The 16552-nt window shown below is 66.1% G+C and carries 13 protein-coding genes; 5 read left to right on the forward strand and 8 right to left on the reverse strand.

All coding sequences use genetic code 11. The features are described from left to right. Positions 1-27: 27 nt before the first annotated feature. Entirely contained in the window at positions 28-2187 is a 2160-nt protein-coding gene (gene uvrD / locus D3260_RS09975; RefSeq protein ID WP_120098534.1) for a DNA helicase II, read from the forward strand. A 59-nt stretch (positions 2188-2246) separates the two neighbouring features. Next, entirely contained in the window at positions 2247-3383 is a 1137-nt protein-coding gene (locus D3260_RS09980; protein ID WP_120098453.1) for a transporter substrate-binding domain-containing protein, read from the forward strand. Positions 3384-3755: 372 nt separating this feature from the next. On the opposite strand, the gene D3260_RS09985 is transcribed toward D3260_RS09980, so the two are convergent. The 8 genes from D3260_RS09985 to D3260_RS10020 form a co-directional block, all read right to left on the reverse strand. Continuing rightward, complete coding sequence (locus D3260_RS09985; RefSeq protein WP_120098454.1) at positions 3756-4613, reverse strand: SPOR domain-containing protein; 858 nt, start codon at positions 4611-4613, stop codon at positions 3756-3758. A gap of 30 nt (positions 4614-4643) precedes the next feature. After that, the gene (gene argS / locus D3260_RS09990; RefSeq protein WP_120098455.1) at positions 4644-6329 is read right to left on the reverse strand and encodes an arginine--tRNA ligase; all 1686 of its coding nucleotides are present in this window, start codon (positions 6327-6329) and stop codon (positions 4644-4646) included. A gap of 127 nt (positions 6330-6456) precedes the next feature. Continuing rightward, positions 6457-8652 (reverse strand): primosomal protein N', encoded by a 2196-nt coding sequence (locus D3260_RS09995; RefSeq protein WP_120098456.1) that lies wholly within the window; start codon positions 8650-8652, stop codon positions 6457-6459. 240 nt (positions 8653-8892) lie between these two features. Next, positions 8893-9492, reverse strand: a complete 600-nt coding sequence (locus tag D3260_RS10000; protein ID WP_120098457.1) for a CoA pyrophosphatase — start codon at positions 9490-9492, stop codon at positions 8893-8895. A gap of 194 nt (positions 9493-9686) precedes the next feature. Further along, positions 9687-11084, reverse strand: a complete 1398-nt coding sequence (locus D3260_RS10005; RefSeq protein ID WP_120098458.1) for an NAD(P)(+) transhydrogenase (Re/Si-specific) subunit beta — start codon at positions 11082-11084, stop codon at positions 9687-9689. A gap of 31 nt (positions 11085-11115) precedes the next feature. Next, on the reverse strand, positions 11116-11400 hold the full coding sequence (locus D3260_RS10010) for an NAD(P) transhydrogenase subunit alpha (RefSeq protein ID WP_120098459.1): 285 nt from the start codon (positions 11398-11400) through the stop codon (positions 11116-11118). A gap of 36 nt (positions 11401-11436) precedes the next feature. Continuing rightward, entirely contained in the window at positions 11437-12642 is a 1206-nt protein-coding gene (locus tag D3260_RS10015; RefSeq protein WP_120098460.1) for an NAD(P) transhydrogenase subunit alpha, read from the reverse strand. A 186-nt stretch (positions 12643-12828) separates the two neighbouring features. Then, positions 12829-13602 (reverse strand): hypothetical protein, encoded by a 774-nt coding sequence (locus D3260_RS10020; RefSeq protein ID WP_120098461.1) that lies wholly within the window; start codon positions 13600-13602, stop codon positions 12829-12831. Positions 13603-13669: 67 nt separating this feature from the next. Between D3260_RS10020 and D3260_RS10025 the strand changes: the two genes are divergently transcribed. The 3 genes from D3260_RS10025 (at position 13670) to ttcA (ending at position 16514) form a co-directional block, all read left to right on the forward strand. Continuing rightward, positions 13670-14551: a 5'-3' exonuclease H3TH domain-containing protein gene (locus D3260_RS10025; protein ID WP_120098462.1), complete on the forward strand. Its 882-nt coding sequence runs from the start codon at positions 13670-13672 to the stop codon at positions 14549-14551. After that, the gene (locus tag D3260_RS10030) at positions 14544-15440 is read left to right on the forward strand and encodes a fructosamine kinase family protein (protein WP_120098463.1); all 897 of its coding nucleotides are present in this window, start codon (positions 14544-14546) and stop codon (positions 15438-15440) included. Before D3260_RS10025 ends, D3260_RS10030 begins: the two co-directional genes overlap by 8 nt. Before the next feature lie 174 nt (positions 15441-15614). Further along, positions 15615-16514, forward strand: a complete 900-nt coding sequence (ttcA, locus tag D3260_RS10035; protein ID WP_120098464.1) for a tRNA 2-thiocytidine(32) synthetase TtcA — start codon at positions 15615-15617, stop codon at positions 16512-16514. Positions 16515-16552 lie beyond the last annotated feature (38 nt).

Here is a 16552-nt window from a genome sequence, read left to right on the forward strand (position 1 = left end):
CGTGCCCCATTGGTTACAATGCCGGCCATGGATGATGTATCTCAGATTCTCGACGGCCTGAACGATGCCCAGCGCGAGGCGGTGGGGGCGCCGCCGTCGCATATGCGCGTGCTGGCCGGTGCCGGTTCGGGCAAGACCCGTGTATTGATTCATCGCATTGCCTGGCTGATCGGCGTCGAAGGCGTATCGCCCCAGTCGATCCTGGCGGTGACGTTCACCAACAAGGCAGCCGGCGAGATGCGCGGGCGGCTGGAACCGATGCTGCGCATCCCGGCTCGGTCGCTGTGGGTGGGTACCTTCCACGGCATCGCCCATCGCCTACTGCGCATGCATTACAAGGAGGCCGGGCTGCCCCAGGCCTTCCAGATCCTGGATGCCGATGATCAGCTGCGGCTGGTCAAGCGGGCCATGCGTGGCATGGGCATGGACGAGCAGCGCTGGCCGCCCAAGCAGATGGCCGGCTTTATCAACAGCTGCAAGGAAGCGGCCGAACGCCCGGGCGATCTCGCCGCGGGCGGTGACTATGCCCGCAGCCAGATGATCGCGGTCTACACCGCCTACGAGACGGCGCGCGAATCGGCCGGGCTGGTCGATTTCCCCGAGCTGTTGCTCAAGGCCTACGAAATCTGTCGTGACAACGCCGACCTGCTGGCGCATTACCGACGCCGGTTTTCGCACATCATGGTCGACGAGTTCCAGGACACCAACGCCCTGCAATATGCCTGGGTCAAGCTGCTGGCCGGGGATACGGGCAAGGTCTTCATCGTCGGCGACGACGACCAGTCGATCTATTCCTGGCGCGGTGCCCGCGTCGACAACATTCTGTCCTTCGAATCGGATTATCCGGATACCCGGACCGTACGCCTGGAGCAGAACTATCGCTCGACCGGTACCATCCTGGGCGCGGCCAACGGCCTGATCGGCCATAATCTGACCCGGCTGGGCAAGGAGCTATGGACGGCCGGCGCGGAGGGCGAGCCGATCGATGTGTACGCGGCTTACAACGAATACGACGAGGCCCAGCACGTCGTCACCCAGATCTCGAACTGGATCGGCAAGGGGGGCACGCGCTCGGATGCCGCGATCCTGTATCGCTCCAACGCCCAGTCGCGGGTGCTGGAAGAACGCCTGATCGCGGCCGAAATTCCGTATCGCATCTATGGCGGCCAGAAGTTCTTCGAGCGCGCCGAGATCAAGGACGCGTTGGCCTATCTGCGCCTGACCCAGTCTCGCTCCGACGATGCGGCTTTCGAGCGCATCGTGAACACGCCCACGCGCGGCATCGGTAACACCACGGTCGACAAGATCCGTGCCCATGCCCGCGATCAGATGATGAATCTCTGGCAGGCTGCCGCCGATCTGGCTGCCAACAGCCTGTCAGCCCGGGCGGCCAAGTCCGTCAATGCCTTCATCGCGCTCATCGACGAGCTCGACAACACCATTGAGGGCATGGCCCTGCACGAAGCGGCCGAAACCGTGATCCGCGCCACCGACCTGAAGGCCCATCACGGCAAGGGCGGCGACGAGAAGGCCGAATCCCGCAAGGACAACCTCGACGAGCTGGTTTCCGCCGCCCGGGCCTATACCCCGGACGATGACGAAACGATGGACGAGATCACCCAGTTTCTGGCCTATGCCTCGCTGGAGGCCGGCGAGGCCCAGGCCGGGGAATGGGACGACTCGGTGCAGCTCATGACGCTGCACTCGGCCAAGGGCCTGGAGTTTCTGCTGGTCTTCATGGTCGGCATGGAGGAAGGTCTGTTCCCGCATCAGCGCTCGGCCGAGGACGAGAACGGGCTCGAGGAAGAGCGCCGTCTGGCCTATGTCGGCATGACGCGGGCCATGGAGAAACTCTATCTCTCGCATGCCGAGGTCCGGCGTATCCACGGCAGTGAGAATCTCTGTGCGCCGTCGCGTTTCCTGCGCGAGGTGCCGGGCGAGTTCCTGCGTGAAACCCGGCCGCAGGCGGGCATCAGCCAGCCAGTCTTCCGGCCCGGTCCAATCGGCAAGAACGAGGAGAAATCAGGTGGCCTGGCACTTGGCATGCGGGTGGTCCACAAGAAATTCGGCGAAGGCACGGTGCTGGCCTTCGAAGGCGACGGGGCCCGGGCACGGATCCAGGTCAACTTCGACGATGTCGGCTCGAAGTGGCTGATCGCCGGCTACGCCAAGCTCGATCCGATCTGACAGCCAGCCCCGCGCTGCTATGCTCGCCCGAGGCGTCCATCGCGTCGAAAGGGGGAGCCATGGGGATTCGTTGGCAAGCGCTCGGTCTGCCGGGCTTGATGTTGTTGTGCTCGCTGCTTGCAGTCGCGTCACCGGCTGCGGCAGCGCCCGAGACCGAAACCGAGAGTGCGACAGCGGCACTGCCGGCCGGCATGGCCGGCCGCACGCTCGAAGTCGGCACCAAGGTCGCGCCGCCGTTCGTCGAGCGCGGGCCTGACGGTGCGCTCACGGGGCTTTCGATCGCCCTGTGGCAACGGGTCGCCGAGAGGCTCGATCTCGGCACGCACTACGTCGAGCGGCCGCTGCCGGCGCTGGTGAGCGGACTGGCGGACGGCTCGCTGGATGTCTCCGTTGCCGCACTGACCGTGACGGAATCGCGCGAGGCACGGATCGATTTCAGTTTTCCCTTCTATACCACCGGTCTGGCCATCGCCGTACCGCGTCATGGCGGCAGCCCGATCTGGCTGACGGTCAAACGGTTCTTCTCGTGGCCGTTCTTCACGGCACTCGCGGCCCTGACGGCGGTGCTTCTGATCGTGGGGGTGTTGATCTGGCTGGCCGAACGGGGCCGCAACGCGGAAGAATTCGGCGGCCGGGCGCTCGAAGGCCTCGGGTCCGGGTTCTGGTGGGCAGCCGTCACGATGACGACCGTCGGCTACGGCGACAAATCGCCGCGCACGCCGCTCGGGCGATTGATCGGTCTGGTCTGGATGTTCGCCGCGATCATCATCATTTCCAGCTTCACCGCCGCCATCGCGACTTCGCTGACGGTCGGCTCGCTTGCCAGCGGCATTCACGGGGTCAGCGATCTGGCGCATGTCCGCGTCGTCACGGTCGCCGATTCGGCCGCGGTCGAAGCGCTTCGCAATCGCGGCATCCGGTCCAGCACGCGGGCCAGTCTGGCCGAAGCACTGGATGCCGTGGCCGAAGGGGATGCCGATGCCGCGGTCTACGATGCACCGTTGTTGCGCTATCGCGTCAGCGAAGACAACGCGCGCGATCTGATGATGGTCGATGGCACGTTCGATCGACAGGACTACGCCTTCGCGCTGGCGCAGGGCAGCCCGCTGCGCGAACCGATCAACCGCGCGATTCTGGCCGAGCTGGACAGCAGCGACTGGAACCGGCTGACGCTGCGTTTTCTGGGCAGGCCTTAGCGCGTGTTGAGGTTTCGTGCGAGTCCGCGCCAAGCGCGCCCTGAAATTGACGATGGGCGGCAAGAGGAGGCGTCGTGCGCGCCGTGCAGGCATGCTGCACCCGCAGGCGACAACGCTGGATTGCCGTCGTGTTCTTGATTTTGGGGCGCTTGTCCCTTCGGGTTGGGCCGCCCATGAAAGAAAAATCGACGATGGGCGCCCGGCGGCGTTGCGAGCCTTGATCGTGGCGAGCGTGGCGTGTCCCGCACAAGGCTCGCGACGCCGCATGGCGCCGCCGGCGGGATAACCCCGAAGGGGCCAGCGGGCGGGCGGCGCCAATCTGGCGTTATCGTTCGCTCGTGTGGCTCGGTGCCCGGCTTTCCTCCGGGCCGCTCAGTTGGCCTGTCGAACCATGGTTTCGATACCGTGAGACTTCAGTCGTTGTGCCAGTGACTGGGCCTGGCCCGGTGAACCGACCGGATCCGACTGGACACGATAGACGGTCTTGCCGGACGCGGTGTTGATGTCGACGATTTCCGCGCTCACGCCGAGCAGCGCCAGCTGTGCCTTGCGCCGATCGGCATCGGCTTCGGTCGAGAACGCACCGGCCTGGATGACGTAGCGTACGCCGCTGGCGCTCTGACTATTGCTGCGTTTCGGCGGCGTCGGGCTGGGCGCGGACGCGGCATCCGGCTCGGCCTGTGGCGCATTGTCGGGCGTGTCCGCCTCGTGCGGGGTGTGCTCGGCGGAGGCGGCTTCACGCGCACTGGCCCGGTCATCGCTGCCCGATACATCCACATGATAATTGGGGAGCATCTTGTAGAAGGAAAAACGGGGCTTTTCCTCGGGCGCGTTCTTGCTCTGGGCTGTGGCGCCGTCGTCGTCGCCGGATGCCGGCGTGTCGGCCGACGGCTTGTCGTCGCCCGATTCGTTCGTATCCGACGCCTCGGCCGGCAGGGCGATATCGCGTTGCTCGGTATGGCTCGGTGTCGCGGCCGGTCGGGCGAAGATGTAATAACCGGAGGCGAGCACGATCGCCAGGAAGAAACCGCACAGCCCCCACACCCAGGCCGGTGTCCCGGCGGCCGGAGTGCCGCGGGACGGTGTGCTGGTTTTTTTCGCGCGGGGCTTGGGCGCGGGTTTCTTCGGCCGATTCGGCGTGGCGGCCGGCTTGTTGCGCTTGGCCGGCCGCTGGTTGCGATTGCCGTTGCGGCTGTCGCGGTCGTGGCGCGAGGAGTAATCGCGTGCCATGGTCTTAGCGGCGCCCGTGCGTGATGGACACTACATGCGCTCCGGGGCCGAAACGCCGAGCAGTTCGAGTCCGTTGGCGATCACCTGGCGCGCGGTCGCGATCAGCGACAGCCGGGCGTTGCGTAGCCCCGGGTCGGCGTCGAGGAATTTCTGCGCGTTGTAGTAGCTGTGGAATGCGTCGGCCATGTCCCGAAGATAATGCGGAATGGCCTGGACTGACGAATCCGCAGCCGCGCCGGCCACTACTTCGGGAAAACGCGAGATCAGCGTGATCACGCGCTGTTCGTATTCGGAGGTCAGCTGAGACAGATCGGCGGCCTCGCGATCCCAGGCCATACCCTGTTCGTCGAGCTGGCGGAACACGGCATGGATCCGGGCATGCGCGTACTGGATGTAGTAGACCGGATTGTCTTCGGACTGGCTGCGGGCCAGATCGATATCGAAGGTCTGTTGGGAATCCGGCTTGCGGGCGACCAGGAAGTAACGCGTGGCATCTCGGCCGACTTCGTCGATGAGGTCGCGCAGGGTCACGTACGAGCCGGCGCGCTTGGAGAGTTTGACCTCTTCGCCGCCGCGCATGACCGTGACCATCTGGTGGAGGATGTAATCCGGCCAGCCTTCTGGGATACCGATGTCCAGCGCTTGGAGACCGGCCCGAACGCGCGCGATCGTGCCGTGGTGATCGGCGCCCTGCTCGTTGATCGCGCGAGTGAAGCCGCGTTCCCACTTGGCCCGATGATAGGCGACATCGGGCACGAAATACGTGTAGCCGCCCTCGGCCTTGCGCATCACGCGGTCCTTGTCGTCGCCGTAGTCGGTGGTCGCAAGCCACAGCGCGCCGTCGTTCTCGTAGGTGTGTCCGGCAGCGATCAGGGCCTCGACCGTGGCCTCGACACGACCCTCGGCATACAACGCCGATTCCAGCGCGTAGTTGTCGAACACGACGCCGAAGGCTCGCAGATCGGCGTCCTGCTCGCGACGCAGATAGGCGACCGCGAATTCGCGTATCGCGGCCTTGTCATCCGGATCCGCCGCACCGGTGACTTCCCGGTCGTCCGCGGTCACGGTATCGCCGCGCAGATAGGCAGCGGCCAGATCGGCCAGGTAGTCGCCGCGATAGCCGCCCTCCGGCCAGTCGGCATCGTCCGGTGTCAGGCCGTTGCAGCGGGCCGAGACCGAGCGGGCCAGCATCTCGATCTGGTTGCCGGCATCGTTGTAATAGAACTCTCGGGTGACATCCCAGCCCGCGGCCTCGTACAGCCGGGCGAGCGTATCGCCGACCGCGGCCCCCCGTCCGTGGCCGACGTGCAGTGGCCCGGTCGGATTGGCGGAAACGAATTCGACGAGGACTTTCTCGCCAGCGCCGGTATCGCTGCGCCCATAGGCCGCGCCGGCGTCGATCGCCTGATCTATGGTTGCGCGGAACGCGCCCGGCGCCAGAAAGAAATTCAGAAAACCCGGCCCGGCGATCTCGACCCGGTCGATGCGCGCGTCGTCGCCCATCGCATCGACGATCGCCTGGGCGATCTCGCGCGGGTTGCGCCGCGCGGCCTTGGTCAGCTGCATCGCGATGTTGGATGCGAAATCGCCGTGCGCGGCATCGCGCGTGCGCTCGACGTGCGGCGGATGGGGAATATCCAGGTCCGGCCAGGCACGGGTGGCGGCATCGGCCAGCAGGTCTTGAACGAGGGCTTTCAAGGCAGATCGCGATCGCATCGGGGTTGAGCGCCCAAAGTCTAACGCTCACGTCGCGGCCCGGCTATATGTCGGTGTTGTCAGGCCGGGGTCGCGTTGCTCCGAGGTCATTCGGCGGGCCGGTATGGGTCGTGTCCGATCGCGCTGTCTACAGCAGATCCTGTGGATCGACATCGATGGACCAGCGCACCCGGCGTGCCAGCGGCAGCTTCGGCAAGACGGCCTGCCAGGCATCGAGGATCGGATGGAGCTGGGCGCGTGTGCCAGCGTGCAGCAGCAGCTGCGCGCGATAGCGACCGGCCCGGCGTGCCATCGGCGCCGGCACCGGCCCCCAGCAGGCCAGCTCGCCGCCGGCCGGGACATGCGCGGCCGCTTCGGCGAGAAAATCGTGGGGTTGCTGGCTGTCGTGGGCTTCGGCGCGCAACAGGGCCAGATAACCGAAGGGCGGGAGGGCGGTGGCCTCTCGCTCGGCGAGCGCGGCGCGGGCAAACCCGGCATAGCCGCCGGCGAGCAGGCGATGCAGCAGCGGATGATCGGGATTACGTGTCTGCAACCAGACTTCACCCGGCCGGTCGGCCCGGCCGGCGCGCCCGGCGACCTGGGTGACCACCTGGGACATATGTTCGGTGGCTCGGAAATCGGCCGAGAACAGGCCGCCGTCGACATCCAGCACGCCAACGCACGTCAGACGCGCGAAATCGTGTCCCTTGGCCAGCATCTGGGTGCCGACCATCAGCTGTGTGGTGCCGTTGGCGACATCGGCCAGCTGGGCTTCTAGGCGGCCCTTGCGGGCCGTGGCGTCCCGATCGAAACGCGCGATGGTCACGTGCGGGAACCGGCTGCGCAGGGCCCCGGCCACGCGCTGTGTGCCGGCCCCGAGTGCCAGCAGTTGGGTGCTGCCGCAGGCGGTACAGGCCTGCGGCGCGGCGGCCTGTTCGCCGCAGTGGTGACAGATCAGACGCCGGCCGCCGGCGTGGGCGGTCATCGGGGCATCGCAGCGCTCGCACGGTGCGATCCAGCCACAGTCATGGCAGGCCAGGGCCGGTGCGAAGCCGCGCCGGTTGATGAAGATCATCACCTGATTGCCGGCCTCGATGTGTGGTGTCAGCGCGGCGATCAGCGGATCCGACAGGCCGCCGTCGAGCGGTCGCGAGCGGATATCGATCACACGGATGGCCGGCATCGCCGCGCCGGTGGCGCGGCGCGTCAGGCGCAGGTGCGCGAAACGATGCGACTGGGCGTTGTGCAGGGTTTCCAGTGCCGGGGTCGCGCTGCCGAGTAATAAAGGAATGCCCGCATCCTGGGCACGCTTGGCCGCTACATCGCGCGCATGATATCGCAGCCCGTCGCCCTGCTTGTAGGAGCCGTCGTGTTCCTCGTCGACCACGATCAGCCCGAGCCGCGGCATGGGGGTGAAGACCGCCGAGCGGGTACCGATCACGATATCGGCATCCCCCACGGCCGCGGCCCGCCATACATCGGCGCGTTCGCCGTCCGAGCGGGCCGAGTGGAGCACGCCGATCGCGGCGTCAAAGCGGGCCCGGACACGCTCGATGAGCTGCGGCGTGAGCCCGATCTCCGGCGCCAGGAACAGACACTGGCCACCGCTGGCCAAGACATCGGCCATGCGCCGGAAATACAGCTCGGTCTTCCCGGAGCCCGTCACGCCGTCGATGAGCGCCGGGGCGAAACCCTCGACATCGCGCAGGCGGGTCAGGGCGTCGCTCTGATCGGCCGTCAGGGCCGGGGCCGGGCCTTCATGGCCACGCTCCAGCCCGCCGGGGAGTGTGACCGCCTCGACCAGCCCGCGCGCCGCCAGCTGGGCCAGCGGCCGGGCGGCGGTCGGAAACCGGGCAACCAGGGTTGCCTGGGCGATGGCCTGGCCGGCCGTTCGCAATGTGGCCAGAATTTCGCGCTGGCGCGGCGCCCGGGTCAGCGCGGTCTCGGCATCGACGGCCGGCTCCGATACGGCCTGCCAGCCGCGGTTGCGGCTGGCATCGGCTGCGGCATCGACGCGGCGCAGCGCGGCGGGCAGTGCGGTCGCCACGGTTTCGCCGAGCGGATGATGGTAATAGCGCGCCGTCCAGCGCAGCAGCTTGAGCAGCGCCGTATCGAGCAGCGGCGATTCATCCAGACAGCGTTCGACTGGGCGCAGCTTGTCGAGCGCGACCGAAGGCGTCACATCGCAGGCCATGACGATGCCCACGAGATGGCGTCGTCCGAAGCGCAGCAGCACGCGCATGCCGACCGCGATCGCCACGTTCGACGGCACGAGATAGTCGAACATGCCGTGCAGCGGGACCGGAACGGCCACGCGAATGACTCGTGTCGTCTCCGCCGCCATTAAGCCATGGCCTGTGGACAAGTCGGTGGAGTATTTATGGACGAGCGCCTCACGGAATCCGCCCGGCGTTGCCCCATATCGGTTTGGTTGTAAAAATAATCAAATAATTCAATCGCTTGAAGTCTTTCGGCTTGCAAGAAAAATAGGCTCGGGTCCGGTATCGGCCGGCTTGAATGATGTGGAAAGTTCTGTCGCATCATGTTGATACGCGGCGAAAAGTTCCCGGCGCGCCCACCGTCATCAACGCGACGTGGCCCGTCTCGCGATAGCCAGCAATTCATCGACCACTCGCAGCGTGAGCCCCCACAGTTGGCGGTCGTCGCCACAATCATAGCTCGGCAATCGCAGTCCGAATCCGAACCGGCGCCAGATCACGGTGCCCCGGTTGATCGGTTCGTCCAGCCAGGCCAGCGGCAGCCAGCGCCAGTCGGCGATTTCATGATTGCAGACGATACGGGGATTGTCTGTCGGCCAGCGATAGACGAAAGGCGACAGCGCCAGTGGTGCCCGGCGTGCGTGATCGAGTGTCACGATGTCCGACAGCCGCCCCATGCCCAGACTCGGGTCGAGCTGAACGCCGATCTCCTCTCGTGTTTCGCGTATGGCGGCCAGCGAGCCGCTTCGGTCGTCCCCGGCTGCCAGCCGTCCGCCGGGCAGGCCGAGATGGCCTGACCAGGGGTCACCATGACGGCGCGCACGCTCGATGACCAGGAGTTCCGTGCCCTGGCGCGATTCGCGCAGGATGGCTGCAATGGCGGCGCGTTTGAGTCGACGGCGCAGGGGCATGCGATGCGGCCGGTGATCGGCCAGGGCCGCGGCGATGGGCTCGAGTTCGTGCATCGGCCCAGTTTACCCCGTGGCACGGGCGGTATCGGTGGCCATGGCCGGTGTGCCGCTGTCGGTGGGTCGATACTGTCGTGTGATGGGCCGCTGCGGCAGCATTGCCGGCGGCCGGCCTTGCGGTATCGGTACGTCTTTCCGGTACGGGCGGGCCGCCCGCAGGCGGCCCGCCCCGTACCGGATGGTGTCTCCGTCTAGATCTGCTTGAGCCCGGCGGTGAGGTCGGCACAGACCTGCTTGGCATCGCCGAAGACCATGCGGGTGTTGTCGCCGAAGAACAGATGGTTCTGGACGCCGGAAAAGCCGGTGCCCTTGCCGCGTTTGACGACATAGACCTCGTGGGCGGCATCGACATTGAGAATCGGCATGCCGTAGATCGGGCTGCCCTCGTCGGCCTTGGCTGCCGGGTTGACCACATCATTGGCGCCGATGACCAGTGCGGCATCCGCGTTCGGGAACTCCGGATTGATCTCTTCGAGATCGTAGATCAGGTCGTAGGGCACGCCGGCCTCGGCCAGCAGCACGTTCATGTGCCCCGGCATGCGCCCGGCCACCGGGTGGATGGCGAACTTCACGTCCACCCCGTGCTCGGTCTGTAGGGCCTGCACGAACTCCCAGAGCTTGTGCTGGGCCTGGGCCACGGCCAGGCCGTAGCCGGGCACGATGATCAGGCTGTCGGCATAGGCCATCGAGGCCGCGGCGTCGAAGCCTTCGACCGACTTCATTTCGCCTTCGGGGCCCTCGGCCTGGCTGTCGTCGTCCGCGCCGAAGCCGGCGAACAAGACGTTGGTCAGCGAGCGGTTCATCCCGACCGCCATCAGCCAGGTCAAAAGCGAGCCGGCAGCCCCGACCACCATGCCGGCGATGATCATGGCCGGGTTGTCGATGACGTAGCCTTCGAAGGCCACGGCCAGGCCGGTGAAGGCGTTGTACATGGAGATGACGACCGGCATGTCGGCACCGCCGATCGGGATCGTCAACAGGACGCCAAAGGCCAGGCTGGCCAGGAAGAACAGCGTGACCAGGACCGAAGCGCCGTCGTCGGCGACCACGATCGCCCAGCCGAGAATGACGATGACAACCGCCAGGGCGCCGTTGATGAGTTGCTGGCCCGGCACACGCAGGGTCTTGTCGAGCTTGCCTTCCAGCTTGGCCCAGGCGATCAGCGAGCCGGCAAACGAGACGCCGCCGATCAGCGCGCCGATCACGGCCATCAGAATGAGCGCGAAGCCGTGCTGAAAGGCGGCATGCGAGTACATCTCGATCAGCGCGATGGCCGCGGCCGCGCCGCCGCCCATGCCGTTGTAGAGCGCGACCATCTGCGGCATGGCCGTCATCTGGACGGTCTGGCCGGATTTCCAGGCCGCGCCACCGCCGATGGCGATCGCGATCAGCATCAGCAGGTAGTGGCCGAAACCGCCGTGGATGGCCGGGTGGCAGAGTGTGAACACGACAGCCACGAGCATGCCGATACCCGCGAGCCGGATGCCCTTGCTGGCGGTACGGGGCGAGCCCATCTGCTTGAGGCCGTAGATGAACAGGACGGCCGCGATGAAGTAGCTCGCGTTGACGATGAAGTCCCAGAAACTCATGCGGGAAACCCTCGGATGATGGTGGCGGCGCTCAGTCCCGGGAGGACTTGAACATTTCGAGCATGCGCTTGGTCACGACGTAGCCGCCGACCGCATTGCCGGCGGCCAGTACGGTGCCGACGAAGCCGATCAGGGTTTCCCAGAACCCCTCGGCGTTGCCCAGCGCGACCATCGCGCCAACGAGCACGATGCCGTGCACGAAGTTCGAGCCGGACATCAGCGGCGTATGCAGGATGGTCGGCACGCGACCGATGATCTCGTAGCCGGTGAAGGCCGCGAGCATGAAGATGTAGAGGGCGACAAAGCCGGTGATCATGGGGTTCTCCCTGGCTGGCGGCGACCTGTGGCCGATTCAGCTGGCGGTGGTGTGCGCGTCGTCGGCCGTCTCGTCGGCGCTGCCGAGCGCCGCGCGTGCGTCGTCGTCGATGAGCGTGCCGTCGCGGGTCAGCACCGATTGCGCCAGGATGTCGTCATCCCAGTCGAAGGCAATGTGATCGGTCTGCTCGGCCGGCTTGACGTCGTCCTGGCCGGGTTCGGCCACCACGAACAGCTGGAGGAAGTTGAACAGGTTCTGGGCGTACATCTCGCTGGCGTGTTCGGCCAGCAGCGCCGGGACGTTGGTCGGGCCGTGGATGGTCACCGCGCCGTGGGTGACGGTCTCGCCCGGTTCGGTCAGCACACAGTTGCCACCGCCGGCCGCGCCGAGATCGACGATCACCGAGCCCGGCTTCATGCCGTCGACCATCGCCTGTGTCACGATCTTCGGCGCGGGCTTGCCGGGCACGGCGGCGGTGGTGATCACGGCATCGGCATCGGCAATGCGCTCGGCGAGCATGGCCTGTTGTTTCTGTTTCTCCTCGTCGGTCAGCTCGCGGGCGTAGCCGCCCTCGGCTTCGGCCTTGACGCCCTCGGCAACGAGAAATTCCGCGCCCAGCGATTCGACCTGTTCCTTGGTGTCGGTGCGCACGTCGTAGGCATAGACCTTGGCGCCCAGCCGGCCGGCCGTGGCGATGGCCTGCAGGCCGGCCACGCCAGCGCCGATGACCACGACCTTGGCCGGCCGGATGGTGCCGGCGGCCGTGGTGAGCATGGGGAGGAAACGTTCGAGGGCGTTGGCGGCAATCAGTGCAGCCTTGTAGCCGGCCGCGTTGGCCTGCGAGGAGAGCGCGTCCATGGACTGGGCCCGGGTGATCCGCGGGATCCGTTCCATGGCAAAACAGGTCACGCCCTGGCGCTGCAAGGCGTCGACGATGTCGGGATGATTGTGGGCCTGGACGAAGCTCACCAGCACCGCCCCCCGACGCATCCGGCCGATCTGTTCGGCCTCCGGGGCGTTGACGGCCAGTACGATGTCGGCGCCGAACACCGCATCGGCGTCCTCGGTCAGCTCGATCGCCTCGTCGAACGCGTCGTCGGGAATCCGACTGGCCTCGCCGGCGCCCCGGGCAATACGCAGAGTGACGTCGCGCTTGATGAGCTTGGCCGCCACCTTGGGCACCATCGCCACGCGCTTCTCGTCGGGCGCGGTCTCCCGAACCACGGAGATCGTTACGGTCATGGATTGTCTCGGCTCATGAATCACAAAAGAGCGCCAACCGGCAGGGTGATCGGCGCGCCCGGTAAGGATCCGCGCGATGACCATGCCGTGACGGGCAGCTCGGCCGAGTCTAACCAAAACCTGTGGCAATTGGCGAGCGGTCCGCCTCCCGGGCGGGCCCGCGCGCCGGAGTCAAATCACCGTGGCTCAGCCACCGGCGCGCGGGGCCTGCGGCTGTTGCTCGACATACGATTGCGGGACTTGGAAGCGGCTGTTGGGGATATCTTGATGTGAAACCGATACCAGAGCGCGCTGTTCCCCGGATATACCGTCGACAAAACGTACCGGCATGCCGGAAAGACTCTGATAAGGCAGGCCGATGCCTTCCAGGCCAGTCCCCTTGAGCATGTTCTGAAGAAGACTGAACATCGAACGGACCGTGCCGAAGCCATCCTTGGAAATGCCGAGTGCATCGGCCGAGGCCACGCACATCGTGTCGGCCGGCTGACCGTCGCGGATGATCTGGTAGACCACACACGGCACGTTGGCCACGCGATCATCGGCACCGGTCTTGTCGAGACCGATCTTGCCGCCGGCGTTCAGCCCCGGAATCTTTTCGGCCATGGCCATGCGTGCCGCGACCCGCTTGCCCTCGGGCAACTGGGACAAGCGTTGGTTGATGCGTGCCCGGAGGTCGTTCATCTGGTTGCGGATGCGGCCGGCCGTATCCTGATCCAGGCGCGTGAAGGTCTGTTCGCCGGGTTCGACGGACAGAATCGCCGGATCGTCCTGTCGATAGAGTTGCCATTCCGCGCCATCGCCGTCGATGCGTACGGCCTTCGGCGAAATCGAGACGACGTACTGGCCGGATTGGCCGGCATACGTCAGCGTGGTGTCGGCTTGAGCGACGCCGGCCAGGCCGGTGCCGGTCATGATCATCAGAACGAACGGTGCGCCGCGGCGCAGCAGCTGGGACAACATAACTGTTTTCTCCGAAATGGGCGCCGACGACTCGCGCCGGCCTGGGGGCGGTCAGTACACTATCGGCATGCTGCTCATCGATGCCAGTGTCTATATCTTCCGGGCGTTTCACGCGCTGCCCGCGAGTATCGCCGGAGCCGACGGTCGGCCGCTGAACGCCTTCCATGGCTATGCCGGTTTTCTGCTCGGCCTGCTGGACGCGACCGACGAGTCGCGTGTGGCTGCGGCTTTCGACGAATCGCTGACCAGCTCGTTCCGCAACACGTTCTATGCCGATTACAAGGCCAATCGCGAACTGCCGCCCGTCGAGCTGACCGATCAGATCGCCGGCTGTCGCGAGCTGACCGAGGCGCTGGGCATCGCGACGCTGTCGAGTCCGACCTACGAAGCCGACGATCTCATCGGCACCCTGGTACAGGCGAGCGATGAGCCGGCCACGATCGTGACATCGGACAAGGATCTGGCGCAGGTGCTGCGAGATCACGACGTGCTCTGGGACTATGCCCGCGAGACACGGTACGACCGCCAGGGCATCACGACGCGTTTCGGCGTGGCGCCGGATCAGATTCCGGATTATCTGGCCCTGGTCGGCGACACGGTCGACAACATCCCCGGCGTGGCCGGCATCGGGGCCAAGACAGCGGCCCGTCTGTTGTCTCGTTTCGATACACTGGAAGCCATGCTGGACGATACGGCAAGCGTCGGCGCGTCCGACCTGCGCGGTGCCGCGGGGCTGGCCGATAAGCTGGCAGCCGGCGCTGATCAGGCGCGGCTGTCCAGACGGCTGGCGACCATCGTGTGCGATATCGACCTGTCGCCTGCGCAACGCGACATCAGGCGGCGTGAAGTCGATTCCGAGGCGATCGAGGCGCTGTGCACGCGGCTCGGCGTCGGTCGTAACCTGAGAGCCCGCCTGCGCGACGCGGGCAGGGGGGCCAGACATGAGTGACGCCTCGCGCGCGCTTGTCGATGCCGTGGCGGCAGCCATCGGTCGCGAGACCGGTCGTGCGTTTGGCCACGCGACCGTCCAGCGACTTTCCGGTGGCGATATCAATGCGGCCTATGCCCTGACTGGCGCAGACGGGCGCCAGTATTTCGTCAAATGCAACGCTGCGGCACGCCTTGCCATGTTCGAGGCCGAGGCTGCCGGTCTCGAAGAACTCGCTCAGGCCACGCTGCTGCGCGTGCCGCGTCCGATCGCCGTGACGACATGCGACGACACGGCATTCATCGTGCTCGAGCACGTCACGCTGTCGCGGCCCACGCGTCTGGCGATGACGCAGCTGGGCGAGGGACTGGCCGAGCTGCACGGCATCGTGGCGACACGCCACGGCTGGGATCGGGATAACACGCTCGGCGAGACGGCCCAGCACAACACGTCGCACGCCGATTGGGTGGAGTTCTGGCGCGAGAACCGGCTGGCCGTGATGCTCGACGCGCTCGCGCCGGCGCACCCCGGTCTGGCGCGCGACGGTGACCGGCTGCTGGCGGCGCTGCCGGATCTGCTGGCCGGCCATACGCCGGAGGCCTCGTTGCTGCACGGCGACCTGTGGGGCGGCAATGCCGGTATGGACGACCAGGGCCGACCCGTGATCTTCGACCCGGCGGTCTATTACGGTGATCGCGAAACCGATCTGGCCATGACCGAACTGTTCGGCGGTTTCACGCCCGAATTCTATGAAGCCTATTGGGGCGCCTGGCCGATGCGTCCCGGCTATCGTGAGATACGGCGTCCGCTCTACCAGCTTCATCATCTGCTCAATCACGCGCGTCTGTTCGGGGGTGGCTATGCTGGCCAGGCCCAGCGTGTCGTGCGGGAGTTGCTCGCGCGCGTCTGAATCGGTGCCAGGCAGCGACCGGACGCCCAGCAGGCCCCTTGCCCGCCACCGGCTGGTCGCCCGACTTGCCGGGGGCGTCGCGGCAGACATTGATATCTGCCCCTACAATGTCGGGCCGGTGTCGCGGCTGTCACAATGCGCCGCGCCCGTCATTGTCCCAGGCCAGGTGTTGTCATGAGCGAGATTCCCGTACTGGATACGCGCCCGCCGGCCGGGTTGCAGCCCGGCTCGGTCGCCGCCAAGAAACTGACCAAGCGCATTCGACGGCTGGCAGGCCAGGCGATCGTCGACTACGGCATGATCGATGACGGGGATCGCGTGATGGTCTGTCTGTCGGGTGGCAAGGACAGCTATACGCTGCTCGATACGTTGCTCTACCTGCAGCGGGTCGCACCGATCGATTTCACGATCCGTGCGGTCAATCTCGATCAGAAGCAGCCGGGTTTCCCCGAGCACGTTCTGCCCGGCTATCTGCATGAGCTCGGGGTCGACTACGAAATCATCGAACGCGACACCTATTCCGTGGTGACCGAGAAGATCGAGCCGGGGGCGACGATGTGCGGTCTGTGTTCACGCCTGCGTCGCGGCATCCTGTATCGCTATGCGCGCGAGCAGGGGTTCAATCGCATCGCCCTCGGTCATCATCGCGACGATATCGTCGAGACCCTGTTTTTGAACATGTTTCATGGTGGGCGCATGTCGGCGATGCCGCCGAAGCTTTTGTCCGACGATGGCGATAACGTGGTCATCCGGCCGCTGGCCTATTGTCCGGAAAAGGACATCGAGAAATTCTCGCGGCTGTCGCAGCACCCGATCATCCCCTGCAATCTCTGCGGTTCGCAGGAGAATCTGGCGCGCCAGAACGTCAAGGCCATGCTGGCCGAATGGGAGGCCGCCGATCCGGGGCGCAGTGAGCGCATCTTCCGGTCGATGACCCGGATCGCGCCGTCGCAGATGGCCGACCGGACGCTGTTCGACTTCCAGGGGCTGGATGTCGAGGCTGATGAGTCCGGCACGATCGACGGCCCGGAGCGCGATACCGCGGTCGGGCAGCCGAGCATCATCCGGAATTAAACGGATGATGCAGCGCGGATTTCTTGAAAACGATTCTC

The organism is Salinisphaera sp. Q1T1-3 (assembly GCF_003602005.1).
GTDB lineage: Bacteria > Pseudomonadota > Gammaproteobacteria > Nevskiales > Salinisphaeraceae > Salinisphaera.

Excerpts from the sequence above, each read along its gene's own strand:
- uvrD (WP_120098534.1), top strand. The coding sequence starts at position 28 with ATGGATGATGTATCTCAGATTCTCGACGGCCTGAACGATGCCCAGCGC.
- D3260_RS09980 (WP_120098453.1), top strand. The coding sequence starts at position 2,247 with ATGGGGATTCGTTGGCAAGCGCTCGGTCTGCCGGGCTTGATGTTGTTG.
- D3260_RS10015 (WP_120098460.1), bottom strand. The coding sequence starts at position 12,642 with ATGACCGTAACGATCTCCGTGGTTCGGGAGACCGCGCCCGACGAGAAG.
- D3260_RS09995 (WP_120098456.1), bottom strand. The coding sequence starts at position 8,652 with ATGGCGGCGGAGACGACACGAGTCATTCGCGTGGCCGTTCCGGTCCCG.
- D3260_RS10010 (WP_120098459.1), bottom strand. The coding sequence starts at position 11,400 with ATGATCACCGGCTTTGTCGCCCTCTACATCTTCATGCTCGCGGCCTTC.
- D3260_RS10005 (WP_120098458.1), bottom strand. The coding sequence starts at position 11,084 with ATGAGTTTCTGGGACTTCATCGTCAACGCGAGCTACTTCATCGCGGCC.
- D3260_RS10020 (WP_120098461.1), bottom strand. The coding sequence starts at position 13,602 with ATGTTGTCCCAGCTGCTGCGCCGCGGCGCACCGTTCGTTCTGATGATC.
- D3260_RS10030 (WP_120098463.1), top strand. The coding sequence starts at position 14,544 with ATGAGTGACGCCTCGCGCGCGCTTGTCGATGCCGTGGCGGCAGCCATC.
- D3260_RS10000 (WP_120098457.1), bottom strand. The coding sequence starts at position 9,492 with ATGCACGAACTCGAGCCCATCGCCGCGGCCCTGGCCGATCACCGGCCG.
- D3260_RS09985 (WP_120098454.1), bottom strand. The coding sequence starts at position 4,613 with ATGGCACGCGATTACTCCTCGCGCCACGACCGCGACAGCCGCAACGGC.
- ttcA (WP_120098464.1), top strand. The coding sequence starts at position 15,615 with ATGAGCGAGATTCCCGTACTGGATACGCGCCCGCCGGCCGGGTTGCAG.
- argS (WP_120098455.1), bottom strand. The coding sequence starts at position 6,329 with ATGCGATCGCGATCTGCCTTGAAAGCCCTCGTTCAAGACCTGCTGGCC.
- D3260_RS10025 (WP_120098462.1), top strand. The coding sequence starts at position 13,670 with ATGCTGCTCATCGATGCCAGTGTCTATATCTTCCGGGCGTTTCACGCG.